The organism is Aliiroseovarius crassostreae (assembly GCF_025137635.1).
Classification (GTDB): Bacteria; Pseudomonadota; Alphaproteobacteria; order Rhodobacterales; family Rhodobacteraceae; genus Aliiroseovarius; species Aliiroseovarius crassostreae.
Genome location: NZ_CP080772.1, coordinates 245160 through 271401, shown reverse-complemented (window position 1 = coordinate 271401; position 26242 = coordinate 245160). Strand labels below are relative to the sequence as shown.

General features: G+C 58.4%; 18 protein-coding genes and 1 tRNA gene. All 19 read right to left on the bottom strand.

What is annotated here, in order from left to right:
- Positions 1 to 63 precede the first annotated feature (63 nt).
- The 19 genes from K3J57_RS01245 to K3J57_RS01155 all read right to left on the bottom strand — a co-directional run bounded on the left by K3J57_RS01245 (position 64) and on the right by K3J57_RS01155 (position 26222).
- Positions 64 to 756, bottom strand: coding sequence for a hypothetical protein (locus tag K3J57_RS01245; RefSeq protein WP_259793515.1), 693 nt, complete (start codon positions 754 to 756; stop codon positions 64 to 66).
- Between the two features lie 438 nt (positions 757 to 1194).
- Positions 1195 to 2370, bottom strand: a complete 1176-nt coding sequence (gene tuf / locus K3J57_RS01240; RefSeq protein ID WP_173485861.1) for an elongation factor Tu — start codon at positions 2368 to 2370, stop codon at positions 1195 to 1197.
- A 68-nt stretch (positions 2371 to 2438) separates the two neighbouring features.
- Positions 2439 to 4556: an elongation factor G gene (fusA, locus tag K3J57_RS01235; RefSeq protein WP_259786070.1), complete on the bottom strand. Its 2118-nt coding sequence runs from the start codon at positions 4554 to 4556 to the stop codon at positions 2439 to 2441.
- Positions 4557 to 4577: 21 nt separating this feature from the next.
- Complete coding sequence (rpsG, locus tag K3J57_RS01230; protein ID WP_055187895.1) at positions 4578 to 5048, bottom strand: 30S ribosomal protein S7; 471 nt, start codon at positions 5046 to 5048, stop codon at positions 4578 to 4580.
- 12 nt (positions 5049 to 5060) lie between these two features.
- Complete coding sequence (rpsL, locus tag K3J57_RS01225) at positions 5061 to 5432, bottom strand: 30S ribosomal protein S12 (RefSeq protein ID WP_008331617.1); 372 nt, start codon at positions 5430 to 5432, stop codon at positions 5061 to 5063.
- 277 nt (positions 5433 to 5709) lie between these two features.
- The gene (locus tag K3J57_RS01220) at positions 5710 to 6621 is read right to left on the bottom strand and encodes a DMT family transporter (protein ID WP_311196493.1); all 912 of its coding nucleotides are present in this window, start codon (positions 6619 to 6621) and stop codon (positions 5710 to 5712) included.
- Positions 6622 to 7036: 415 nt separating this feature from the next.
- Positions 7037 to 11305 carry a DNA-directed RNA polymerase subunit beta' gene (gene rpoC / locus K3J57_RS01215; protein WP_259786068.1) on the bottom strand — a complete coding sequence of 1423 codons (4269 nt, stop codon included), beginning with the start codon at positions 11303 to 11305 and terminating at the stop codon, positions 7037 to 7039.
- Between the two features lie 50 nt (positions 11306 to 11355).
- A complete protein-coding gene (gene rpoB / locus K3J57_RS01210; protein WP_259786067.1) occupies positions 11356 to 15492 on the bottom strand; it encodes a DNA-directed RNA polymerase subunit beta in 4137 nt (1378 codons plus the stop codon).
- A 278-nt stretch (positions 15493 to 15770) separates the two neighbouring features.
- Positions 15771 to 16145, bottom strand: a complete 375-nt coding sequence (gene rplL / locus K3J57_RS01205; protein ID WP_008559766.1) for a 50S ribosomal protein L7/L12 — start codon at positions 16143 to 16145, stop codon at positions 15771 to 15773.
- 72 nt (positions 16146 to 16217) lie between these two features.
- Positions 16218 to 16730 (bottom strand): 50S ribosomal protein L10, encoded by a 513-nt coding sequence (gene rplJ, locus K3J57_RS01200; RefSeq protein ID WP_055187884.1) that lies wholly within the window; start codon positions 16728 to 16730, stop codon positions 16218 to 16220.
- A 443-nt stretch (positions 16731 to 17173) separates the two neighbouring features.
- Positions 17174 to 17872 carry a 50S ribosomal protein L1 gene (gene rplA / locus K3J57_RS01195; protein WP_259786066.1) on the bottom strand — a complete coding sequence of 233 codons (699 nt, stop codon included), beginning with the start codon at positions 17870 to 17872 and terminating at the stop codon, positions 17174 to 17176.
- 1 nt (position 17873) lies between these two features.
- Positions 17874 to 18299 (bottom strand): 50S ribosomal protein L11, encoded by a 426-nt coding sequence (rplK, locus tag K3J57_RS01190; RefSeq protein WP_055187878.1) that lies wholly within the window; start codon positions 18297 to 18299, stop codon positions 17874 to 17876.
- 331 nt (positions 18300 to 18630) lie between these two features.
- A complete protein-coding gene (gene nusG / locus K3J57_RS01185) occupies positions 18631 to 19167 on the bottom strand; it encodes a transcription termination/antitermination protein NusG (protein WP_055187874.1) in 537 nt (178 codons plus the stop codon).
- A 219-nt stretch (positions 19168 to 19386) separates the two neighbouring features.
- The gene (secE, locus tag K3J57_RS01180) at positions 19387 to 19578 is read right to left on the bottom strand and encodes a preprotein translocase subunit SecE (protein ID WP_259773851.1); all 192 of its coding nucleotides are present in this window, start codon (positions 19576 to 19578) and stop codon (positions 19387 to 19389) included.
- A gap of 137 nt (positions 19579 to 19715) precedes the next feature.
- Positions 19716 to 19791, bottom strand: a tRNA-Trp gene (locus K3J57_RS01175).
- A 307-nt stretch (positions 19792 to 20098) separates the two neighbouring features.
- Positions 20099 to 21274 (bottom strand): elongation factor Tu, encoded by a 1176-nt coding sequence (gene tuf, locus K3J57_RS01170; protein WP_173485861.1) that lies wholly within the window; start codon positions 21272 to 21274, stop codon positions 20099 to 20101.
- Positions 21275 to 21471: 197 nt separating this feature from the next.
- Complete coding sequence (locus K3J57_RS01165) at positions 21472 to 22701, bottom strand: M48 family metallopeptidase (RefSeq protein WP_259796767.1); 1230 nt, start codon at positions 22699 to 22701, stop codon at positions 21472 to 21474.
- On the bottom strand, positions 22698 to 23843 hold the full coding sequence (locus tag K3J57_RS01160; RefSeq protein ID WP_259793512.1) for a DUF898 family protein: 1146 nt from the start codon (positions 23841 to 23843) through the stop codon (positions 22698 to 22700). Before K3J57_RS01160 ends, K3J57_RS01165 begins: the two co-directional genes overlap by 4 nt.
- A gap of 45 nt (positions 23844 to 23888) precedes the next feature.
- Complete coding sequence (locus K3J57_RS01155; RefSeq protein ID WP_259796765.1) at positions 23889 to 26222, bottom strand: DNA topoisomerase IV subunit A; 2334 nt, start codon at positions 26220 to 26222, stop codon at positions 23889 to 23891.
- Positions 26223 to 26242 lie beyond the last annotated feature (20 nt).

Below are 26242 nucleotides of genomic sequence, written 5' to 3'. Positions count from 1 at the left end.
TCACCGTCATCTTTCTGACCGGGCTGCCGCTCGACCTCTGGCAATGCACCTACGGCAAAGGGCTTAGCCCAACCAGCCTTTTGGGGTCTGGATCGGGCTGTCATCCCAAGCCGCCTCTTTGGCGTCTTCGATGCGGCGCTTGCGCTCAAGCTTCTTTTGCCTTGTCACCCGATACCGCCAGCGGGTCGCAAACCCAAGGATGATTGTCATCACGAGGGACACACCGGCCATCCCCCACTGGTCGATCATAAACGACCGAAGTGCGTCCTCACGCCCGCCCCAATAAACATCCAATTGGTAAAGCTGATCCGGCACAGAGATATTTTTGTCTGCAAGATCGTGAAGGATCAGATCCTCCCAGGAAATTTCGGATCGCACAAACCCCGATACGGTCAATGTTTGATCCGGGGCCAGTCGCGCAGCCAGCTGCGACAGGACCTCATCGCGATGGATCGCCAGATCCTGAACGATCACCCCGGGCCCGGAACCATCCTCCGAAACCAGGAGCAGATAGTGAATGTCAGCCTTGCTTTTGGCGATCACATTCTCAATGCCGGAATAGCGCCCTTTGATACGAATTTCACCATAGGCGTTGACCGCCTGATCCGAGGTGAAGTCCCGCAATAGAACCGTTTCTGATGGCGGTTGGCTTTGCACATCTTTCATCGCCAGCTGAGCGTCGACGGCCTTGATCAGCAAACCGATCGACAGCGGGGCCGCACCGAGTAAGACCGATGCAAACAGCCACCAGGGCATGCGGTTGAAAAAGAACTTGCTAAACAAATGACCCTCAAATGGCTGTGCCAAACTAGAAAACTAGAATTCATATGCGATAGGGATGCAAGTGGAAAACACCATAGCAGCATCCCAAAAGGCGTCCCTTCTTTTTTTCCTTGAGTGAGAAGGTGCATCTCGGGATCATCTCGTGGCTTGAACGCAAAAGGGGCCGCCAACTGGCAGCCCCTTCTTTTGAACATTGACGGGGTGGGGTCTCAGCGATTTGCAAGCAATTCGCCTGCCACCCACTCAACGAATTTCGACACTGGTTTGGTGGTGTGTCTCAGGATCGTGGAATTCAAACAAAAAAGGCCGCCCAAAGGCGGCCTTTTCTATTCTTCTGTTGATTGGCTTTCGGCGATTTGACGTCGTCAGTTCACCTGTCGCCCAGATCAAATTTCCCGAGGAAATTTAATCTTACTCAACGATTTTCGACACAACGCCGGAGCCGACGGTGCGGCCGCCTTCGCGGATGGCGAAGCGCAGTTTTTCTTCCATTGCGATCGGGGCGATCAGTTCAACGTTGAACTTCAGGTTGTCGCCCGGCATCACCATTTCGGTGCCTTCCGGCAGCTGAACGGTGCCGGTCACGTCGGTGGTGCGGAAGTAGAATTGCGGACGGTAGTTCGCGAAGAACGGGGTGTGACGGCCGCCTTCTTCTTTGGTCAGGATGTAGACCTCAGCTTCGAACTTGGTGTGCGGGTTAACCGAACCCGGCTTACACAGAACCTGGCCACGCTCAACTTTCTCACGGTCGATACCGCGCAGCAGAACGCCAACGTTGTCACCAGCTTCACCGCGATCCAGCAGTTTGCGGAACATTTCAACACCGGTACAGGTGGTGGTCTGGGTGTCTTTCAGGCCAACGATTTCGATCGAGTCGCCAACGTTGATCACGCCACGTTCCACACGACCGGTCACAACGGTACCACGGCCCGAGATCGAGAACACGTCTTCGATCGGCAGCAGGAAGTCACCGTCAACCGGGCGATCCGGGGTCGGGATGTATTCGTCAACAGCGGCCATCAGCTCACGGATCTTGTCTTCACCGATTGCGTTGTCACGGCCTTCCATGGCGGCCAGCGCGGAACCCGCGATGATCGGCATGTCGTCGCCCGGGAAGTCGTATTCGTTCATCAGTTCACGAACTTCCATTTCAACCAGCTCAAGCAGCTCTTCGTCGTCAACCTGGTCAACTTTGTTCATGAAGACAACCAGAGCAGGCACACCAACCTGACGCGCCAGCAGGATGTGCTCGCGGGTCTGCGGCATCGGGCCGTCAGCAGCGTTCACAACCAGGATACCACCGTCCATCTGCGCGGCGCCGGTGATCATGTTCTTCACGTAGTCAGCGTGACCCGGGCAGTCAACGTGGGCGTAGTGACGGTTCTCGGTCTCATACTCAACGTGCGCGGTCGAGATGGTGATCCCGCGGGCTTTCTCTTCCGGCGCGCCGTCGATCTGGTCGTAGGCTTTGAAGTCACCAAAATACTTGGTGATCGCTGCGGTCAGTGTCGTCTTGCCGTGGTCAACGTGACCAATGGTGCCGATGTTTACGTGCGGTTTACCGCGTTCAAACTTTTCCTTAGCCATGATGGCCTCCTTTTAAATTGGTCCGGACGGGGCCGCCCCCGCCCGGTTTTCTGTGTGGGGAAAAACGCTTACGCGTATTTCGCCTGAATTTCGTCCGAGATGTTCTGCGGAACCGGATCGTAATGCGAGAACTGCATGGTGAACTGCGCACGGCCCGAAGACATGGAGCGCAGGGTGTTGATGTAGCCAAACATGTTCGCCAGCGGCACGTTTGCATCGATTGCAATCGCGTTGCCGCGCGGCTCTTGACCAGACACCTGACCACGACGCGAGGTGAGGTCGCCGATGATGCCACCGGTGTACTCTTCAGGCGTAATCACTTCCACTTTCATGATCGGTTCCAGCAGCTTGGCGCCAGCCAAACGCATGCCTTCACGCATACACATACGGGCAGCGATTTCGAAGGCGAGAACCGAGGAGTCCACATCGTGGAACTTACCGTCGACCAGGGCAACCTTGAAGTCGATCACGGGGAAGCCGGCCAGCGGGCCGCTATCCATAACCGAGTTGATGCCTTTTTCAACACCCGGGATGTATTCCTTCGGAACGGCACCACCAACGATGCGGCTTTCGAACGAATAGCCTTCGCCAGCTTCAGTCGGCATGATTTCCATTTTGACTTCAGCATACTGACCCGAACCACCCGACTGTTTCTTGTGGGTGTAGGTGTGCTCGATCGCTTTCGAGATGGTCTCGCGATAGGCAACCTGCGGGGCACCGATATTGGCTTCCACTTTGAATTCGCGCTTCAGACGGTCCACCAGGATGTCGAGGTGAAGTTCGCCCATGCCCTTCATGATGGTCTGACCCGATTCCAGGTCAGTTTCCACGCGGAAGGACGGGTCTTCAGCGGCCAGACGGCCCAGACCTTGCGACATTTTCTCTTGGTCAGCCTTGGTTTTCGGCTCAACCGCGATCTCGATCACCGGATCCGGGAAGGTCATGGTTTCCAGAACCACCGGGTCGTTGGCAGCACACAGCGTGTCACCAGTGGTGGTGTCTTTCAGACCTGCCAGCGCGATGATGTCGCCTGCGAACGCTTCAGTGATTTCCTCACGGTCGTTCGAGTGCATCATCATCATACGACCAACGCGCTCTTTCTTACCTTTGGTCGAGTTCAGGAGCGTGTCGCCCTTGTTCAGGACACCCGAGTAGATGCGGGTAAAGGTCAGCGAGCCAACGAAGGGGTCGTTCATGATTTTGAACGCCAGAGCCGAGAATGCCATATCGTCGTCCGCACGGCGGGCGATGTCACGGGTTTCGGTTTCGTCACCGGGTTTGAAGCCCATGTAATCCACAACGTCCAGCGGGCTGGGCAGATAGTCGATCACAGCGTTGAGCAGCGGCTGAACGCCTTTGTTCTTGAAGGCGGACCCACCCAGAACCGGAACGAAGTCCAGCGCCAGGGTGCCTTTGCGCAGCAGTTTGCGCAGGGTCGGCACGTCGGGTTCGTTGCCTTCCAGATAGGCTTCCATCGCGTCGTCGTCTTGTTCAACGGCGGCTTCGATCATCTTCTCGCGCCACTCGTTGGCCATGTCCGACAGGCTGTCACGGATCGGTGCTTTGATCCACGATGCGCCAAGGTCTTCACCCTGCCACAGCCATTCTTCCATGTTGACCAGATCGATCAGGCCTTCCAGCTCGGTTTCGGCACCGATCGGAATACCAACCGGAACGGCGCGGGCGCCGGTGCGGTCTTCGATCATGCGAACGCAGTTGAAGAAGTCTGCGCCGATCTTGTCCATCTTGTTGACGAACACCATGCGCGGAACCTTGTAGCGGTCAGCCTGACGCCACACGGTTTCGGTCTGGGGTTCAACACCGGCGTTGGCGTCCAGAACACAGACGGCACCGTCGAGAACCGCCAGCGAACGTTCAACTTCAATGGTGAAGTCAACGTGGCCGGGGGTGTCGATGATGTTCATGCGGTGCTTGGGCGTCTGAGCGGTTTCACCGTCTTCGGTGCGTTCCCAGAAGGTGGTGGTCGCAGCCGAGGTGATGGTGATCCCGCGTTCCTGCTCCTGCTCCATCCAGTCCATGGTGGCTGCACCATCGTGCACCTCACCAATGTTGTGGGACTTGCCGGTGTAGTAAAGGATACGCTCGGAACAGGTGGTTTTACCTGCATCGATGTGAGCCATAATACCGAAGTTGCGGTACAGCTCGAGCGGATATTCGCGTGCCATGGTGTTCGTCCTTCCTTGGCGTTACCAGCGGTAATGGCTGAACGCTTTGTTGGCGTCGGCCATTTTGTGGGTGTCTTCGCGTTTCTTAACAGCAGTACCGCGCGAGTTCACGGCATCCAGAAGTTCACCTGCCAGGCGCTCTTCCATGGTGTTTTCATTGCGGGCACGGGCCGCTTTGATCAACCAGCGGATGGCCAGGGCTTCGCGGCGCTCGGGGCGCACTTCAACCGGAACCTGGTAGGTTGCACCACCAACGCGGCGCGAACGAACCTCAACCGAGGGTTTGATGTTGTCGAGCGCTTCGTGGAACAGCTCCACCGGGGCACGCTTGACTTTGTCTTCGATGCGATCCAGCGCATTGTAGACAATTTTCTCTGCGACCGACTTTTTGCCGTCGATCATCAGGTTGTTCATGAATTTCGAAAGAACTACATCACCATATTTGGCGTCGGGCAGTACTTGGCGCTTCTCAGCGGCGTGACGACGAGACATATCAGACTCTCCTTACTTCGGACGCTTGGCGCCGTATTTCGAACGACGTTGCTTACGGTCTTTGACGCCTTGGGTATCCAACACACCACGCAGAATGTGATAACGGACACCCGGAAGGTCTTTCACACGACCGCCACGGATCAGAACAACCGAGTGCTCTTGCAGGTTGTGGCTTTCACCGGGGATGTAGGAGATGACCTCGTAGCCGTTGGTCAGGCGAACCTTCGCAACTTTACGCATAGCCGAGTTCGGCTTTTTCGGGGTCGTGGTGTAAACGCGGGTGCAAACGCCGCGCTTTTGGGGGCAAGATTCCAGGTGCTGCGACTTGGAACGCTTGACTTTGGGCTGACGCGGTTTGCGGATCAGCTGTTGGATCGTTGGCATAGGGCTCGTTTCCCGTTTCTCAACTTCGTCTACGCAAGGCCGGGGCCCCACGCGGTTAAATCTTCTTCGCATGACAGGATCATGACGATCCTCACAAAGCGAAAATCCGCGAGCGTTTCCTTACCGAGGCAAACGTCGCGGTTGGTTCACAGAGGGCCGGTTCTTCAAAACAGTTCCGGTCTTGATCCCACAATTCCTGTAAGTGCGCAGGGGTCTCCCCCTTTGCTGGATGCTCGCGCGTATAAACAGAGTCGCCCCCCCTGTCAACAGCACGCCCCTACTTGGCCGCCGTCACACCATCCTGCCCCCGGTTGCGCAGCGGACGGCCCGCCAAACGCTCGCGATATAGGGTGAACAATCCCGTGCCCACCACAATTGCCGCACCGATCAGTGTCAACCCGTCAGGCCAGTCGCCAAAAATCAACAGCCCGGTGATCAGCGCCACCACCAGCCCCGCATAGCGAAACGGCGCGATGAACCCAATATCCCCCACCCGCATCACCATAACCGACAGCAGATATCCCATCGTGATGAACCCCGCCGCAAGAACCAACAGGCCCGCCGAAGCCGCATCCACCCCGGACCAGTCCTCACCGATGGACAGGAGGGAAAACCCCACAGTGATGGCAATGGCGGTCAGAAACGCCACCGTCGTGGACGGGGTTGCCGGATCCATCCGCCGCACGATCAGGTCACGCAATGTGATCAGCGCCACCGCCGCCAGTGCATAAGTCGACCAGACCGAAAACCCCTCCCCCCCCGGCTGGACAATCAACAAAACACCGACAAATCCCACAAGGATGGCCACAAGGCGCCGCCAGCCAAGCGGCTCCCCCAAAACCACCCAGGCCGCCAGCGCCACCGTCAGCGGCACGGCCTGTATGATCGCTGTCACATTGGCAATCGGCATGTTGTAAAGAGCCGTCAGAAAACAGTAGGTCACAGTGATTTCGGCCCCGGCGCGCAAACCGATCAACATCCATTCACGCCAGGGCAGGTTGAAGCGAAGGACCCCCAGATAGCGCCCGACGACATACATCAAAGCCACCGCAATCACCCCGCGCAGTGTCACGGTCTGCCCCAGCGGCATCCCGTCCAGCATCAGCTTCACACACATGTCGTTCAGCGTGTAGCAGGTCATCGCCGCGGTCATGAACACCGCGCCTTTCATATTGTCGCTCAGGGCCATTACACGATCCTTTTTCAGACTGTTAAAGCGTTTCCAGTTCTTGTTGGATCACGCAATAACTGGAAACGCCCACCATCCTTGCAGGATGCGCAGCGTTTCCACATCACGCTGTTTCAACGTAATATGGAAGCGCTTTAACAATCCATCCCCTTGCACGCCAGCCCAATCACGACGGATCCTGCCCACCGCGCCCGGTCGGAGTTGGCCTTCCCCGCGCCTCCTTTTCCTTGTTTCAAATATCTCGGGGTGAGCGGCCTCGCCGCGAGGGGCAGCGCCCCTCTTCACGCCCGCCACCGCCCCCGGCCCGTCCCCCTTAAGCAAACGAGCGCGGCCCTCGGAGAGGACACATCCCCCATAGAAAAAGCCCCACCGAAAGGCGGGGCTTTTTGCATGTTTTCAGGTTGGATCACCCAGATCAGGGCTGCTCGTCGCCACCCATTTCCGGAGTGTCGATCAGGCCGAGGTCATCTTCCTCAACATCCGAACCGAACACGCTCGCGGCGTCCTCGACCGGTGCGGCAAGCATCGCGGCCTGTTCGGCCTCGGCGCGGGCCTCTTCGATCACCTTGTTGTCGCGGGCCTGGGCCACGCGGCGCACGTCCTGGGTGGCCCCACCGGTCCCGGCCGGGATCAGGCGACCAACGATGACGTTTTCCTTGAGGCCAACCAGCTTGTCGCGTTTGCCCTGGACCGATGCCTCGGTCAGAACACGTGTGGTCTCCTGGAACGAGGCGGCCGAAATGAACGACCGGGTCTGCAGCGACGCTTTGGTGATGCCAAGCAGGATCGGTTCACCCGATGCCAGGCGACGCCCTTCGCGCGATGCTTTCTCGTTTGCCGCGTCAAACTCGGCCTTGTCCACATGTTCGCCCTTGAGCAGCGTGGTCTCACCCGAATCCGAGATCTCCCACTTCTGCAACATCTGGCGCACGATCACTTCAATATGCTTGTCGTTGATCTTCACGCCTTGCAGACGATACACGTCCTGAACTTCGTCGATCATGTAGTTGGCCAGGGCCTCAACGCCCATAACAGCCAGAATATCGTGCGGCGCGGGGTTACCGTCCATCAGATATTCGCCCTTCTGGATGAAGTCACCTTCCGCAACCGGAATGTGCTTGCCCTTGGGCACCATGTATTCGACCGCATCCTGGCCTTCTTCAGCCGGCTCGATCGAGATGCGACGCTTGTTCTTGTAGTCGCGGCCAAAGCGCACGTAACCATCAATCTCAGCGATGATCGCGTGATCTTTCGGACGACGGGCTTCGAAGAGTTCAGCAACACGCGGCAGACCACCGGTGATGTCCTTGGTCTTCGACCCTTCGCGCGGGATCCGTGCGACGATGTCACCGGCTTTCACCGACTGACCATCTTCGACCGACAGAATGGCATCAACCGACATGGTGTAGGCCACCGGGTTGCCCGCGTCATTGCGCACGGGTTCGCCGTTTTCGTCCACCACGATGATTTCCGGCTTCAGCTCGTTGCCTTTCGGCGCAGCACGCCAGTCGGTCACGATTTTCTGCGTCATGCCGGTGGCGTCATCGGTTTCGTCCCGCACCGAGATCCCGGAGGTCAGGTCGAGGAACTTGGCCTTACCGTCTTTCTCGGCGATCACCGGAAGGGTGAACGGGTCCCATTCAAACAGCTTGTCACCACGCGACACGTCGGCCCCGTTCTTGACAAACAGTTTCGCGCCATAGCCCGGTTTGAAGGCCGCCCGTTCCACACCGTTTTCATCGACAATGGCAACAACCATGTTGCGGCCCATGACAATGGTGTCGCCGTGGCGATCTTCCAGGATATTGGCGTTGCGATACTCGATCTTGCCTTCCTGGTTGGCTTCCTGGAACGACTGCTGGCCACCTTGTGCAACCCCACCAATGTGGAAGGTCCGCATGGTCAGCTGCGTGCCGGGTTCACCGATCGACTGGGCTGCGATGATGCCGACGGCTTCGCCCACATTCACGCGGGTGCCGCGGGCCAGGTCACGGCCATAGCAGTTGGCGCAGACGCCTTCTTCTGCCTCACAGGTCAGCGGGCTGCGAATGCGCACGGCAGCGATGCCGCTTTCTTCGATCGTGTCGGCCTTGCGTTCGTCGATCAGCTCGCCTTTGGCGACCATCACTTCGTCGGTGCCCGGCTTGATCATGTCTTCGGCCGCCACGCGACCCAGAACACGTTCGCCCAGCGACGACACAACTTCACCATCATTCACGGCCGCTTCCACGGTGATCGCGTTTTCGGTGCCACAATCCACTTCACGCACGATGCAGTCTTGGGCCACGTCCACCAGACGGCGGGTCAGGTAACCGGAGTTTGCGGTTTTCAGAGCGGTATCCGACAGACCCTTACGGGCACCGTGGGTCGAGTTGAAGTACTCGAGCACGGTCAGACCTTCTTTAAAGTTCGAGATAATCGGCGTTTCGATAATCTCGCCCGACGGTTTCGCCATCAGGCCGCGCATCCCGCCCAGCTGTTTCATCTGGGTGACAGAACCACGCGCACCGGAGTGGGCCATCATGTAAACCGAGTTCGGTTCCATTTCGGCGCCATTTTCGTCGCGCTTATTGGCCGAGATGGTGCCCATCATCGCGTCGGTGACCTTGTCGTTACATTTCGACCAGGCATCGACCACCTTGTTGTATTTCTCGCCAAGGGTGATGAGACCGTCCATATACTGCTGCTCAAACCCCTTCACCTGGTCACGGGTTTCGTCGACGATTTCCCACTTGTTGTCGGGGATAACCATGTCGTCTTTCCCGAACGAGATGCCAGCCTTGAACGCTTCTTTGAAGCCCATGGACATGATCTGGTCACAGAAGATAACCGACTCTTTCTGGCCGCAGTAACGGTAGACGGTGTCGATGACCTGCTGCACTTCCTTCTTCCGCAGAAGACGGTTCACCAGCTCAAACGGGGCCTTGTTGTTCTGCGGCAGCAGAGCACCAAGACGGACCCGGCCCGGCGTGGTTTCAAAGCGCACCATCACGGTGTTGCCCTCGGCGTCCACCTGCGGAATGCGGGCGGTAACCTTGGCGTGCAGATGCACCTCACCAGCGTCCAGCGCGTGGATCACTTCATCCACGTCAGCAAAGACCATGCCTTCGCCTTTCATGCCCTCACGCTCCATCGAGATGTAGTAGAGGCCAAGGATCATATCCTGCGACGGAACGATGATCGGCGCGCCGTTGGCGGGCGACAGAACGTTGTTGGTCGACATCATCAGAACACGCGCTTCCAGCTGGGCTTCCAGCGAGAGCGGCACGTGAACAGCCATCTGGTCCCCGTCGAAGTCAGCGTTGAACGCCGAACAGACAAGCGGGTGCAGCTGGATCGCTTTGCCTTCGATCAGGACCGGTTCAAACGCCTGAATGCCAAGACGGTGCAGCGTGGGCGCACGGTTCAGCATGACCGGGTGTTCGCGGATCACCTCATCGAGGATATCCCACACTTCGGGGCGTTCTTTTTCCACCAGTTTCTTGGCTTGCTTCACAGTGGAAGACAGGCCTTTGGCTTCGAGACGCGAATAGATGAACGGCTTAAAGAGTTCGAGCGCCATCTTCTTCGGCAGACCACATTGGTGCAGCTTCAGTTCCGGACCGGTCACAATGACCGAACGACCCGAGAAGTCGACGCGTTTGCCCAAAAGGTTCTGACGGAAGCGACCCTGCTTACCCTTCAGCATGTCGGAGAGCGATTTCAGCGGACGCTTGTTGGCGCCGGTGATCACGCGACCACGACGGCCGTTGTCAAACAGCGCATCCACAGATTCCTGCAGCATCCGCTTTTCGTTACGCACGATGATGTCGGGCGCACGCAGTTCGATCAGGCGCTTCAGACGGTTGTTCCGGTTGATCACGCGGCGATAGAGATCGTTGAGATCCGAGGTCGCGAAACGGCCCCCATCCAGCGGCACCAGCGGGCGCAGTTCTGGCGGGATCACCGGCACAACGGTCATGATCATCCACTCGGGGCGGTTGCCCGATTCAAGGAACGATTCAACGATCTTCAGACGCTTGATGATCTTCTTGGGCTTCAGCTCGCCGGTGGCTTCAGCCAGGTCAGCGCGCAGCTGCTCGGCTTCGGCTTCCAGATCAATCTGGCTCAGCATCTCACGGATGGCTTCCGCACCGATATTGGCGGTGAAGGCGTCCATGCCGTAAGTGTCCTGGGCATCCATGAACTCTTCTTCGGTCATCAGCTGACCGTAGGTGAGGTCGGTGAGGCCCGGTTCGATCACCACGTAGTTTTCGAAATAAAGAATGCGTTCCAGATCACGCAGGGTCATGTCCAGCATCAGGCCGATGCGCGACGGCAGCGACTTGAGGAACCAGATATGTGCCACGGGGGCGGCCAGTTCGATGTGGCCCATACGCTCGCGGCGGACCTTTTGAAGGGTAACTTCAACACCACATTTCTCGCAGACAACGCCGCGATATTTCATGCGCTTATATTTGCCGCAAAGGCATTCATAATCTTTGATCGGGCCAAAGATACGCGCACAGAACAGGCCGTCACGTTCGGGTTTGAACGTGCGGTAGTTGATGGTTTCGGGTTTCTTGATCTCACCATAGGACCAAGACAGGATCCGTTCCGGGCTGGCCAGCGACACCTTGATTTCGTCGAAAACCTTCGGCGGGGTCAGCGGGTTGAACGGGTTGGTTGTCAATTCCTGGTTCATTTTGCGTTCCTTTTTCTAAGGGGAAGGGTGGGAGGGGTAAGGCGGGCGCCTTACTCCTCACCCTCCGCATCCAGGAGTTCCATGTTGAGGCCGAGGCCGCGGACTTCTTTGACAAGAACGTTGAACGATTCCGGCACGCCGGCTTCGAAATTGTCCTCGCCTTTGACGATGCTTTCATAGACTTTCGTCCGGCCAGCCACGTCATCCGATTTCACCGTCAGCATCTCTTGCAGCGTATAAGCCGCGCCATATGCTTCCAGAGCCCAGACCTCCATCTCACCGAAGCGCTGGCCACCGAACTGCGCCTTACCGCCCAGCGGCTGCTGGGTAACAAGCGAGTACGGCCCGGTCGAACGCGCGTGGATCTTGTCATCCACGAGGTGGTGCAGTTTCAGCAGGTATTTCACACCCACCGTCACCTTGCGCGAGAACTGTTCGCCGGTGCGACCGTCAAACAGAACCGACTGGCCCGAGGTGTCGAAACCAGCACGGGTCAGCGCGTCGTTCACGTCAGCCTCTTTCGCACCGTCGAAGACCGGCGTTGCAATCGGCACACCACGGGTGACATTGCCTGCGGCATCCACCAGCTCATCTTCGTCCATGCCCACGATGCCTTCTTCATAGACATCGTCGCCATAGGCGATGCGCATGGCTTCGCGCACCGGGGTCAGGTCGCCGGACCGGCGGTATTCACCCAGGGCTTCATCCACGTTCAGACCCAGACCGCGTGCGGCCCACCCCATGTGGGTTTCAAGGATCTGACCAACGTTCATCCGCGACGGCACGCCAAGCGGGTTCAGACAGAAGTCAACCGGGGTCCCGTCAGCGAGGAACGGCATGTCTTCCATCGGCACAACCTTGGAAATAACACCTTTGTTCCCGTGACGACCGGCCATCTTATCACCCGGCTGAAGCTTACGCTTCACGGCGATGAAGACTTTGACCATCTTCATCACACCCGGCGGCAGATCGTCGCCACGACGCACTTTCTCGACCTTGTCTTCGAAACGGTGCTCAAGCGCACGTTTCTGGGTCTCGAACTGTTCGTTCAGGGCTTCCACGATCTTGGCGTCATCCTCGTCCTCAAGGGCGAGCTGCCACCACTGACCGCGCGACAGGGTTTCCAAAAGCTCTTCGGTGATGGTCGAACCGGCTTTCACGCCTTTCGGACCTTTCACAGCCACTTTGCCGAGGATCATGCCCTTGAGGCGCGCATAGATGTTGCGCTCAAGGATGTTCAGCTCGTCATCGCGGTCGCGGGCAAGGCTTTCGACCTCTTCACGCTCGATCTGCAGGGCACGTTCGTCTTTTTCCACACCATGACGGTTGAAGACACGCACTTCCACAACGGTGCCGAAATCACCCGGTTTCACACGCAGCGAGGTGTCGCGCACGTCCGAGGCTTTTTCGCCGAAGATGGCGCGCAGGAGTTTCTCCTCCGGCGTCATCGGGCTTTCGCCTTTGGGGGTGATCTTACCAACCAGAATGTCGCCCGGTTCCACATCCGCACCGATGTAAACGATGCCGGCCTCGTCGAGGTTGCGCAGCGCTTCTTCACCGACGTTCGGAATGTCGCGGGTGATCTCTTCCGGCCCAAGCTTGGTGTCACGGGCAGCGACTTCGAACTCTTCGATATGGACCGAAGTGAACACGTCGTCACGCGCGATGCGCTCGGAAATCAGGATCGAGTCTTCGTAGTTGTAGCCGTTCCAGGGCATGAACGCGACAACCACGTTTTTACCCAGAGCCAGTTCGCCCATATCGGTCGACGGGCCGTCAGCGATCACTTCGCCTTTCGACACTTTGTCGCCCACCTTCACCAGCGGACGCTGGTTGATACAGGTGTTCTGGTTCGAGCGCTGGAACTTGCGCAGACGATAGATGTCCACACCAGCGTCACCCAGGGCCAGGTCTTCGGTGGCGCGCACAACGATCCGGGTGGCATCCACCTGGTCGATCACGCCGCCGCGTTTGGCCTGAATGGCCGCGCCTGAGTCGATCGCAACCTTGCCTTCGATACCGGTGCCCACAAACGGAGCTTCGGCCCGCAGGAGCGGCACGGCCTGACGTTGCATGTTCGAGCCCATCAGAGCACGGTTGGCGTCGTCGTTTTCAAGGAACGGGATGAGCGAGGCCGCCACTGATACCAGCTGTTTTGGCGACACGTCGATCAGGTCAACGCTTTCGCGCTGCGCCATGGTGTATTCGCCCGATTTACGGGTGTTCACCAGATCGTTCTCAAACCGGCCTTCTTCGTCCAGATGCGCGTTGGCCTGAGCCACGGTATGACGCATCTCTTCGGTGGCGGACATGTAGTTCACCTCGTCGGTGACCTTGCCATCCACAACCTTGCGATAAGGCGTTTCGATGAAGCCGTATTTGTTCACGCGGGCAAAGGTGGCCAGCGAGTTGATCAGACCAATGTTCGGCCCTTCCGGCGTTTCAATCGGACACATGCGGCCATAATGGGTGGCGTGAACGTCACGCACCTCAAAGCCAGCACGTTCGCGGGTCAGACCGCCCGGCCCAAGCGCCGAGAGACGGCGTTTGTGGGTGACTTCCGACAGCGGGTTGGTCTGGTCCATGAATTGCGACAGCTGCGAGGAGCCGAAGAATTCGCGAACAGCCGCCGCCGCCGGTTTGGCGTTGATCAGGTCCTGCGGCATCACGGTGTCGATCTCGACCGAGGACATGCGTTCCTTGATCGCACGTTCCATCCGCAGAAGACCCACGCGATACTGGTTTTCCATCAGCTCGCCAACGGAACGCACACGACGGTTGCCGAGGTGGTCGATGTCGTCCACGTCGCCTTTGCCGTCCCGCAGTTCCACCAGCGCCTTGATGCAGGAGATGATGTCTTCGCGGCGGAGCGTGCGCTGGGTGTCTTCGGCATCCAGATCAAGACGCATGTTCATCTTCACGCGACCAACGGCCGACAGATCGTAACGCTCTGAATCGAAGAACAGCGTGTCGAAGAGGGCAGACGCGGCTTCCACCGTGGGCGGCTCACCCGGGCGCATGACGCGATAGATATCCATAAGCGCGGTTTCGCGGCCCATGTTCTTGTCCGCGGCCATGGTGTTGCGGATGTAGGGACCGACGTTGATATTATCGATATCCAGCACCGGAATGTCGGTGAAACCGGCATCCAGCAGCTCTTTCAGCGAGCCACCGATCAGTTCGCCATCCTTGTCATATTCCAGCGTCAGCTCGTCACCGGCTTCCACATAGATCGCACCGGTTTCTTCATTGATGATGTCACGGGCGACATAGCGGCCAACGATGCTGTCAAACGGCACCAGAAGGTTGGTGACTTCGCCCGATTCCATCAGTTTCTTGACGGCACGCGGGGTGATCTTTTTGCCAGCTTCGGCAATGACTTCGCCAGAGGCAGCATCGACCAGATCCTGGGTCGGACGGGTGCCGGCCACACGCTCGGGGAAGAACTTGGTAACCCACCCCTTGTTCTTGTCGAGCTTGTAGTTGACGGTGTCGTAATAGGCGTCACAGATGCCTTCCTGGTCCAGACCCAGCGCATAAAGCAGGGTGGTCACAGGCAGTTTGCGGCGACGGTCGATACGGGCAAAGACGATGTCCTTGGCGTCGAATTCGAAATCGAGCCAGGAGCCGCGATAGGGAATGATGCGGCAGGCAAAAAGCAGTTTGCCCGAGGAGTGGGTCTTGCCTTTGTCATGGTCAAAGAACACGCCCGGCGAACGGTGCATCTGAGACACGATCACGCGCTCGGTGCCGTTCACGACAAAGGTGCCGTTCGGTGTCATCAGGGGCATATCGCCCATGAACACGTCTTGTTCCTTGATGTCTTTAACCGACTTCGCACCTGTATCTTCGTCGATATCAAATACGATCAGACGCAGGGTCACCTTCAGCGGCGCCGAATAGGTCAGGTCACGCTGCTGGCATTCTTCCACGTCGAATTTCGGCGTTTCCAGTTCGTATTTCACGAACTCGAGAATGGCGGTTTCGTTGAAATCCTTGATCGGGAAAACCGACTGGAACACGGCGTTGATGCCTTCGCCGTCCATCGGCTGGGGCTGATCGCCGGATTTGAGGAAAAGATCGTAGGATGCTTTCTGAACCTCGATCAGGTTCGGCATCTCCAATACTTCACGGATTTTACCGTAGTATTTACGCAAGCGTTTTTGGCCAAGATAGGTCTGCGCCATCCGGTAACTACCTTTCATGTTCTCAACTGATGCGCCGACCGTCGGGTCCCCGGTGACGCCTCGTCCGAGATTGGGGGGGTGGACCAATTCATGGAAACCGTCCCAAAGGTTTCCTCCCGTCCGAACCTTTCCCAGGAGAGGGGCCTGCATCGCGGACGATCAGGCCGTTTTCACGAGGCCCCGAATGGCCCCTCTCCAAGACAGGTTCGGCTGGACCCGGATCTCTCCGGGCCCAGCCAGTATTTGCAAGGGCATATGCGCCCTTAAAAGCGTAAAGCTTAGGCCAGTTCGACTTCGGCGCCAGCTGCTTCCAGCTTGCCTTTGATGTCTTCTGCTTCGGCTTTGTCCACGCCTTCTTTGATCTTGCCGCCAGCTTCGACCAGCTCTTTGGCTTCTTTCAGGCCAAGACCGGTGATGCCGCGAACTTCTTTGATCACGTTGATTTTCGAAGCGCCGGCGTTCTTCAGAACGACGTCGAATTCGGTTTTTTCTTCCTCAGCGGCGCCACCAGCGTCGCCACCAGCGGCCATAACAACAGCGCCACCAGCAGCCGGCTCGATGCCGTACTCGTCTTTGAGGATGGTTTTCAGTTCTTGTGCTTCCAGCAGGGTCAGACCAACGATGCTTTCGGCGAGTGCTTTCAGATCAGCCATTTTACTGTTTCCGTTCGATTTAGATGTGTTCCAACGTGTAAGGGGTATCCAGACACGGGGATTTCAGTTTGCTTATGCAGCTTTCTCTTCGATGGTCGAGAGAATGGATGCGATGTTCGAAGCAGGTGCGCCAATGGCCCCAGCGATGTTCGAAGCAGGTGCGCCAATGCAGCCCACGATCGAAGCGATAAGCTCTTCACGCGACGGCATAGCGGCAACGGCTTTCACACCAGCCAGATCCAGAGCGGTCTCGCCCATTGCACCACCAAGGATTTCCAACTTGTCGTTGGTCTTGGCGTATGCGTCCATCACCTTGGCAGCAGCCACAGGATCTTCGGAATAGGCAAGAACGGTCATGCCCGAAAGGAGGTCGGCGATCGAAGCGGCCGGCTTACCTTCCAGAGCGATTTTGGCGAGCCTGTTCTTGGCAACACGCACCGACCCGCCAGCTTCGCGCATTTGCGAACGCAGGTCTTGCATTTCAGCAACTGTCATACCCGTGTAGTGGGCAACCACTACAACGCCAGAGCTTTCAAAGATTTGGCCGAGTTCGTCGACCAGCTTCTCTTTTTGTGCTCTATCCACAGTTTCACTCCAAGTATGGGGGGCAAGCCCCCCGGCTCATATTTCACCAGATTTTCATGAGAAAACCCGGCAATCGGGTCCTTTACGGGTCCTTCGCAAAATCGCCCCAGGGCTGAGCCAGCCAAGAGAATTCTTTTGTCCATTTCCCGTCTCAGGCAGGAATTATGATCCTTGCGCATCCCATGAGGGCCAACCTTGGCCGCCCCTCATCTGATCCGCCGGGGTCACCCACCGTCTCGGACGAAATGCAAAACAGCGCACGACGAATCGCACGCTGGGTTGCAAGAGTGTCTTTAGAGGGTTCGGGCCGGTTTTCCAACCCCTAATCGGGCGCAGGGATTTCCCCCCCGCCCTGCTCTCATTCCTGAAAACCTAACACAAGATTGCGACCAAAGCAAAAGGGCGCCCCGCGGGACGCCCTTTCGTAACCTTTTGCGACCGGATCAGTTGCCGGTTGCGTTGTCGATGTCCAGCGTGACGCTCGGGCCCATGGTCGAGGTCAGGACGACCTTTTTCATGTAAGCGCCTTTGGCACCCGACGGCTTGGCTTTCTGCACGGCACCGACAAAGGCGCGCACGTTTTCAACCAGCTTGGCTTCGTCGAAGGACGCTTTACCAACGCCTGCGTGCACAACACCGCCTTTTTCGGCTTTGAACTGCACTTCACCACCTTTGGCGGCTTCCACGGCGGCTTTCACATCCATGGTCACGGTGCCAACTTTGGGGTTCGGCATCAGGTTGCGCGGGCCGAGGATCTTACCCAGGCGACCAACAACCGGCATCATGTCCGGGGTTGCAATGCAGCGATCGAAATCGATGTTGCCGCCCTGGATCGACTCCATGAGGTCTTCGGCGCCAACGATGTCTGCCCCAGCGGCCTGAGCTTCTTCAGCTTTCGGGCCACGGGCGAAGACAGCAACGCGCATGGATTTGCCAGTGCCGTTCGGCAGGCCAACCACACCGCGCACCATCTGGTCTGCGTGACGGGTGTCAACGCCCAGGTTCAGGGCGATTTCCACGGTTTCGTCGAACTTGGCCGAAGCATTGCCCTTCACCAGAGCAACAGCATCTTCCACGGTCAGGTTTTCTTTGCCGGCGAATGCTTCGCGAGCGGCTTTGGTGCGTTTACCCAGTTTCGCCATCTTACTTCACCTCGATGCCCATGGAGCGGGCAGAGCCCAGGATGATCTGCATTGCGGCGTCGATGTCGTTCGCGTTCAGATCTTTCATTTTCGCTTCGGCGATTTCTTTCACCTGAGCGGCGGTCACCGAACCCACGGTCTCACGACCCGGGGTGTTGGCACCGGATTTCAGCTTGGCAGCTTTTTTCAGGAAATAGGACGCGGGCGGCGTCTTGATGTCCATGGTGAAGGACTTGTCCTGATAATAGGTGATCACGGTCGGGCACGGGGCGCCAGCATCCAGTTCCTGGGTCTTCGCGTTGAAGGCCTTGCAGAATTCCATGATGTTGATGCCGCGCTGACCCAGCGCGGGGCCGACGGGCGGCGACGGGTTGGCTTGACCTGCAGGAACCTGCAGTTTCATGGTGCCAGCTACTTTTTTAGCCATTTGGCTTCTCCTTTAACAACAGCTCAGGGACGCGTCCCCTTGCCTTTCATTGCCGTGGTCCGGTGCCGGGCCGCGACCCTTTCCCTTCCACGCAAAAGAACACGCCCGGATGCGGGATCCGGGACGCGATGGGTGCCGATACACCGATCACGGACAGGACGCAAGTGATTTTGGGAAAAACCGGGTGGGAATTGAAGTCTGGCAATGCACAGCCTGCCCTACCGAACCCCCAATGAAAAAGGCAGGTGTCGCCACCTGCCTCGTAAGTCCTGTTCGTCTGCCCACGACAAACCTGGTGCAAACCAGATGCAAGCCAGACGCCGCTGGCCAATCAGGCCTGTTTCGACACCTGGGTGTATTCCAGTTCCACCGGGGTGGCGCGGCCAAAGATCGAAACGGAAACCTTGAGGCGCTGCCCGTCTTCGTCCACCTCTTCGACAGTGCCGTCAAAGCCTTCAAACGGACCGTCGGTCACATTGACCTTCTCACCCACTTCAAAGCTGATCAGCAGTTTCGGCGCCTCGGCATTGCCTTCTTCGGCACGTCCCAGGATACCTTGCACCTCTGCATCGCGCATCGGCATCGGGCGGCCCTGCGGCCCCAGGAAGCCGGTGACGCGGTTGATCGAGTTGATCAGGTGATAGCCCTCATCCGACATTTCCATGTGAACCAGAACATACCCCGGCATGAAGCGGCGTTCCGAGGTCACTTTCTTGCCCCGACGCACTTCGATCACTTCTTCGGTCGGCACCAGCACTTCGTCGATCTGGTCCTCAAGACCCTTCTCGATCACTTCCGAACGAATCTGTTCGGCGATCTTCTTTTCGAAGTTCGACAGCACACTTACCGAATACCAGCGTTTCGCCATTTCAGCCTCGTCTCAATATCATCACGTTGGGGCGGCAACCGCCCATATCCTCCCGTCACCGCCTTCACCTGCGGGGTCAGACGACCGGGAATAAAAAAGCGGCGTGCAACTTGATTCGCCGCACGCCCCTATCGGTTATTGCGCCCGGACTACCCGTGAAATCAAGGGAATTCAAGAGGGCGCCCGAAGTTTCGCAGAACCAAAGGTCCGGCGAAACGATCAGCTAAACATGCCCAGAGCAGCGGTCAGTGCGCTGCGGATCCCCAGATCCACCACCGAAAAGAACAGGGCCGTCAGCGAGGCCAGCACAAAGACCATAGCCGTGGTCAGCAGCACCTCACGGCGGCTCGGCCAGACAACCTTGGAAACCTCAGCGCGCACTTGCTGGATGAATTGAAGCGGATTGGTCATTTTTTCTCTCAGACTTAAAGGGTCAGGCGGTGAAATACGCAAAGCGGGCGGGATTTTCAAGCCCACCCGTGCACAGAGCACGCAATTGCCTGCATCATAGCACGCGGCAGGTTGAAAATATCACCGATGAAGGGAAATGGCAGGGGCAGCAGGGTTCGAACCCGCGACCTACGGTTTTGGAGACCGTCGCTCTACCAACTGAGCTATACCCCTAAGGCCGGGTGTTGGATTACGACAAGTCGGACGGGGGTGCAAGGGGGTGCGCGCCGAAAAAGAAACTGTCCACGAAAAAACCGGACAAGACCGTCTAGGAAAATCGGAGCATACATCACGGAATGTTGGCACAAGCCTTCAATTTCCAACCCCGGCACATGCGCAGCACGGGCCACACCCGTTGTGCTCAACGCGAAAAGGGCGCCCCAGAGGGCGCCCTTTCCACTTATCTGTTGATTGGCTTTCGGCGATTTGACGTCGTCAGTTCACCTGTCGCCCAGATCAAATTTCCCGAGGAAATTTAATCTTACTCAACGATTTTCGACACAACGCCGGAGCCGACGGTGCGGCCGCCTTCGCGGATGGCGAAGCGCAGTTTTTCTTCCATTGCGATCGGGGCGATCAGTTCAACGTTGAACTTCAGGTTGTCGCCCGGCATCACCATTTCGGTGCCTTCCGGCAGCTGAACGGTGCCGGTCACGTCGGTGGTGCGGAAGTAGAATTGCGGACGGTAGTTCGCGAAGAACGGGGTGTGACGGCCGCCTTCTTCTTTGGTCAGGATGTAGACCTCAGCTTCGAACTTGGTGTGCGGGTTAACCGAACCCGGCTTACACAGAACCTGGCCACGCTCAACTTTCTCACGGTCGATACCGCGCAGCAGAACGCCAACGTTGTCACCAGCTTCACCGCGATCCAGCAGTTTGCGGAACATTTCAACACCGGTACAGGTGGTGGTCTGGGTGTCTTTCAGGCCAACGATTTCGATCGAGTCGCCAACGTTGATCACGCCACGTTCCACACGACCGGTCACAACGGTACCACGGCCCGAGATCGAGAACACGTCTTCGATCGGCAGCAGGAAGTCACCGTCAACCGGGCGATCCGGGGTCGGGATGTATTCGTCAACAGCGGCCATCAGCTCACGGATCTTGTCTTCACCGATTGCGTTGTCACGGCCTTCCATGGCGGCCAGCGCGGAACCCGCGATGATCGGCATGTCGTCGCCCGGGAAGTCGTATTCGTTCATCAGTTCACGAACTTCCATTTCAACCAGCTCAAGCAGCTCTTCGTCGTCAACCTGGTCAACTTTGTTCATGAAGACAACCAGAGCAGGCACACCAACCTGACGCGCCAGCAGGATGTGCTCGCGGGTCTGCGGCATCGGGCCGTCAGCAGCGTTCACAACCAGGATACCACCGTCCATCTGCGCGGCGCCGGTGATCATGTTCTTCACGTAGTCAGCGTGACCCGGGCAGTCAACGTGGGCGTAGTGACGGTTCTCGGTCTCATACTCAACGTGCGCGGTCGAGATGGTGATCCCGCGGGCTTTCTCTTCCGGCGCGCCGTCGATCTGGTCGTAGGCTTTGAAGTCACCAAAATACTTGGTGATCGCTGCGGTCAGTGTCGTCTTGCCGTGGTCAACGTGACCAATGGTGCCGATGTTTACGTGCGGTTTACCGCGTTCAAACTTTTCCTTAGCCATTACGCCTTGCCTTGTACTTGGAGGGACCGAAACAGCCCCTTAGGTTCATCATCGCGCGCTCGTTACTTGGTTGAGGCCGGAAAATCAAGCCTTCCCTGCATTCATCGGTGCTGAAAGCCGAAACTGTTGAGACAGGGTGTCAGCCAATCCACCTTTTTCACGGGATCATGGGCAAAAAGGGGTGCATTCCCGCAGGCTTACTTATGCTTGAACTCCTGTTGCCGACCGGTTGCTTCGTCGATGTCCCGTTCCGGGGTCTCTACCCTTTCATCCGCATCACTATCCGTTTCATTCAAGGGCTCATAATCCGTGCCCTCATCGCGACAGATCGCCTGCAATCCGCGCCATTCCTCCGGCGTCAGGGAAGGGGTGTATTGTGTATCCGCCGCGACCGCCGCCCCCGCCGCCAGGATCCGCTCTTCGAGCTGCGGGTGGGAACTCAGATGCGCCATCAACCCTTCGGCGTCCCCATATTCTTCCTTCAACCGCTCGAAAAAGCTGCCCAGCGCCGCGGGGGAAATCCCTTCGCGCGTCAACACTTGATGGGCGTATTCATCCGCCGCGGTTTCCGCAGCCTGGCTATAGCTGGCATTGATCAGCTGGTTGGCCATAAACAGCACAACCGTTCCGCCCGCAAAATCGCCAAAGAGAAGCCCCAGCACCCCGATCGAACCGGCGGACCGCAACGCATCGCGGGTTGGATCCCGGTTCACCACATGGCCGATTTCATGGGCCAGAACCGCTGTCACCTCGTCTGGATTGCGCGCCTCGTCAATCAGGCCACGGAACAGAATCACATGCCCCCCCGGCAGGGCAAACGCATTGACCAGATCGTGGTCGAACACATGGATATCCACCGGGTATGGCAAGGCCTCTTCCGGCAGCAGGCGATCCCGCAGACCGGTCAGCGCGGCCTGGCCTTCGGGGCCCTGACAGGTGCGCACCTCAAGATCCGCCTCCCCCAGCACCTCGCGAATCTGCGCCAGCGTGCTGTCGCCCAGCGCCTTTTCGCCATCAGGCGGCAGGATTTCGGCCAGTTGCGCCGCCATCAGCGGCACCAGCACAAAGATGATCGCCGCAACCGAGGCCACGGCGCCCGAGGCCCAAAGTGCAAGCCTGCCGAGAGGGAGTGCTGTCGCGCGCCTGCCCAGCGCGGGCGCAGAGCGGCGCACATGGTCGACAAGCTCTGCATCGCGCAGGAACAGACGCGAGACCATGTCCCCTTTGCAAAACAGAACAAGCCCGTCCCGATCCGCCTGATCCCGCAGGGCGCGCAACTCGGCCCAGGGCCAGAACAGGGGCGCGCCTTCCGGCAGGTGCAGTTCAAGCCCGGTCGGAGCCCTTCGCACCCCCACGCGCGTCAGGACCGCGCGATGACCGTGGGCAAAATCGGCAAAACCGTCGAAGTTGATAGGGGTCTCACTCATATCGCTGCCCCCACATCCAACGCGTCGGCAAAGCCTTCGGCTTCGGCAAATTCATCCCGGTCCCGCTGGCGGATCTGGCGCAGCTGGCCGGGGTCAATCAACTCGGTCACTTCGGCGAAGTGACGCGCGAGCGGCAGGGCAAAGATGGCCTGCGAGGCGGCACCGGTCACAAGGAATATCGTGAAATAGGCCCCAATCAGAAGCGGTGCGGAGACGGCCCCCATCGCGCCCAAATTCTCCAACTGTTCCAACTGCTCCGGGTCCATCAGGTCGGCCCCGCCAAGAAACAGGAAGGCCAGCGTGGCCAGGATCACCATCAGCCCGGTCAGCACGATATTCAGGATGACCCCGCCCAGAAGATAGATCCCGAGAACGCGCCCCGCACGCGGTCGGGCGCGAAAGCCCAGGGTGCCAAGTTTCTTGGCCTCGATCAGCCGTCGGAAACTGTCAGCTTTCCAGAAGGCCCAGCCATAGACGGCCCATGGGCTGGTCAGGGCCAGCAGGGCAAACCACCAGGGATTGTCAAACGCTGCGGCCATACCGATCGCCACCACGCTCAGGATCACCGGGTAATAGACATGTTTCATCGCCCCGTAGAGCAGGAAACGCCCGCCCCCCTGCTCAAGGCGCTGATCCCCGAAGAAGCTGCGATGGGTGAGGTATTTTTCCAACCATAAGCGGGTGAGCGGGAAGCTCAGCCCCAGGGTCACGATGCTCAGCCCCCAATGCACCATGGCGCGCCAGGAATAGCCCCAGGCGCCTTCGTCCATCCCGAACCGGATCCCGCGCCAGCGGGTGCGCGCCAGCACATAGCGTCGCGCGCGATAGGCGGCAAAGAAGTAAAGCGGCACCAGCCCGACAAAGCTGAGAGCATAGGCGGCCTCGTTGCCCTGAAACAGCGCAAAACTGAAATACATCAGGAGCAGGTTCACGATGCCGATGTAAAACGCCATGATCACCACCGCGACCAAAAACCCCATCAGCTTTTCAATCGGGTCGCCCACATATTCCAGCGGCACCCCGCCGGGGCGGATTGCACTCCAGAAATAGCGCCGGATCCGGGTGCGCGCCCAGAAGCGATAGATGCCCAGCGTCAACACGGTCAGAAAGCCGGTTTTCAGGGCCAGAAAAAACAGGGGCATACCGCGCCCCGCGTAGGAAACTGGTAAGATACGGGGCGCCATGTGTCACTCGAACTTGTTGTTGCGGGGGAACCCGTGTGGCGGGGCTTTGCCCACCCCTGCCCGTTTGCCAAGCCAGGGCGACAGGTCGGTTTCGGTGCGGGTGCGTTCCCCTGCGGCGGGCCAGGACAGACCCTCTTCAAGGGAAAAGCTCTTGATGTCGGACAGGCCGCCATCCAGTTCAAGCACCCCCTGTTTACCACGGGCGGAATTGTATTTCTGCAGGCGGACCCCCTTGCCACGGGTCATTTCGTTCAGCTCATCCAGAGGGAAGACCAGAAGCTTGCGGTTTTCCGACACCACCGCAACGTGATCCCCGGTCACCGGCACACAGACCTGCGCATGCCCATCCCCCACATTCAGCACCTGTTTGCCGGTGCGGGTCTGGGCCAGAACGTCATCCTCATTGACCACAAAACCGTTGCCCTCATTCGAGGCCACAATCAGCTTGGCACCCGGGCGATGAATGAAGAGGTCAACAATCTCGGCCTCGTTGGGCAGATCCACCATCAGGCGCAGGGGTTCGCCCATGCCACGCCCACCGGGCAGGTTGGCCGCCGACAGGGTGAAGAACTTGCCATTGCTATCAAACACCAGCAGCCGGTCAGTGGTTTCCGCGTGGAAGATGAAACGCGGCCCGTCGCCATCTTTGAACTTGAGGTCACGTTTCAGGTCGATATGGCCCGACATGGCGCGGATCCACCCCATCTTGGAGCAGACCACGGTGATCGGTTCGCGTTCGATCATCGCCTCAAGCGGCACGTCTTCAACCTCTGCCGCTTCGGCAAACTGGGTGCGCCGCAGGCCCCCTTCGTGATCCTTGCCAAAGGTCTTTTTCGCCAGTTTCAACTGCTCGGCAATCTTGCCCCATTGCAGATCTTCCGACGCGAGCAGATCCTCAAGCCCCGCGCGCTCTTCCATCAGCTTGTCGCGTTCCTTGACCAGCTCAACCTCTTCCAAACGGCGCAAGCTGCGCAGGCGCATGTTCAGGATGGCTTCGGCCTGCACCTCGGTCAGTTCGCCTTCGCCGGGGGCGGGCGGGACGTAATCCGCCTCGGACATGGCCCGCGGGAACGCGCGCCCCCAGACCTCGCGCATCAGGGCGGCCTTGGGGTCGTCGTCATAGCGGATGATATCAATCACGCGGTCAAGGTTGAGAAAGGCGATGATAAAACCTTCGAGCACCTCAAGACGGTGGTCGATCTTTTCCATCCGGTGGCGCGATCGCCGCCCCAGCACCTCGCGCCGGTGATCGAGAAAGGCGCGCAGCACCTCTTTCATCGAGCAGACCTTGGGCGTGACCCCGTCAATCAGCACGTTCATGTTCAGCGAAAAGCGGGTTTCCAGATCCGAATTGCGGAACATCATGTTCATCAGCAGCTCGGGATCCACGTTTTTGGATTTGGGTTCCAGAACGATTCGGATGTCATCTGCGGATTCGTCACGAATATCCGCCAGAATCGGCACTTTCTTGGTCTGGATCACCTCAGCGATCTTTTCGATCAGCTTGGATTTCTGCACCTGATAGGGGATCTCGGTGACAATGACCTGCCATTGACCGCGGCCCAGATCCTCGATCTCCCATTTGCAGCGCAGCCGGAACGACCCGCGCCCGGTGCGATAGGCGTTGGCGATGTTTTCGCGCGGCTCGACAATCACGCCGCCAGTGGGGAAATCCGGGCCCGGAACGTAGTTCAAAAGCGTATCATCGCGCACATCCGGCACCTTGATCATGTGCAGGCAGGCGTCGATCAGCTCTGAAATATTATGCGGCGGGATATTGGTGGCCATGCCCACGGCGATGCCAGCCGCCCCATTGGCCAGCAGGTTCGGAAACTCTGCCGGCAGCACCACCGGCTCGGTCAGACGACCATCGTAATTGTCCCGAAAATCAACCGCGTTTTCATCAAGCCCCTGCAACATTGCCTCGGCGATGAAGGTCATCCGCGCCTCGGTGTAACGACTGGCTGCCGGGTTGTCGCCGTCGATATTGCCAAAGTTGCCCTGCCCGTCGACCAGCGGATATCGCACGGCAAAATCCTGTGCCAGACGCGCCATCGCATCATAGATCGCCGCATCGCCATGCGGGTGGAAATCCCCCATGGTGTCGCCTGAAATCTTGGCCGATTTCAGGAACTTGCCCGTAGAGGACAGCTTCAGACGTGACATCGCGTAAAGGATGCGACGATGCACTGGTTTCAGCCCGTCACGTGCATCCGGCAGCGCGCGGTGCATGATCGTCGACAGCGCGTAAGTAAGGTAACGTTCACCAATGGCCCGGCGCAGTGGCTCGGAAATCGACTGGCTCTTCTCGTTGTGATTTTCGGTCAAATCTGTCATACTGATTGTGTATCGAGTGC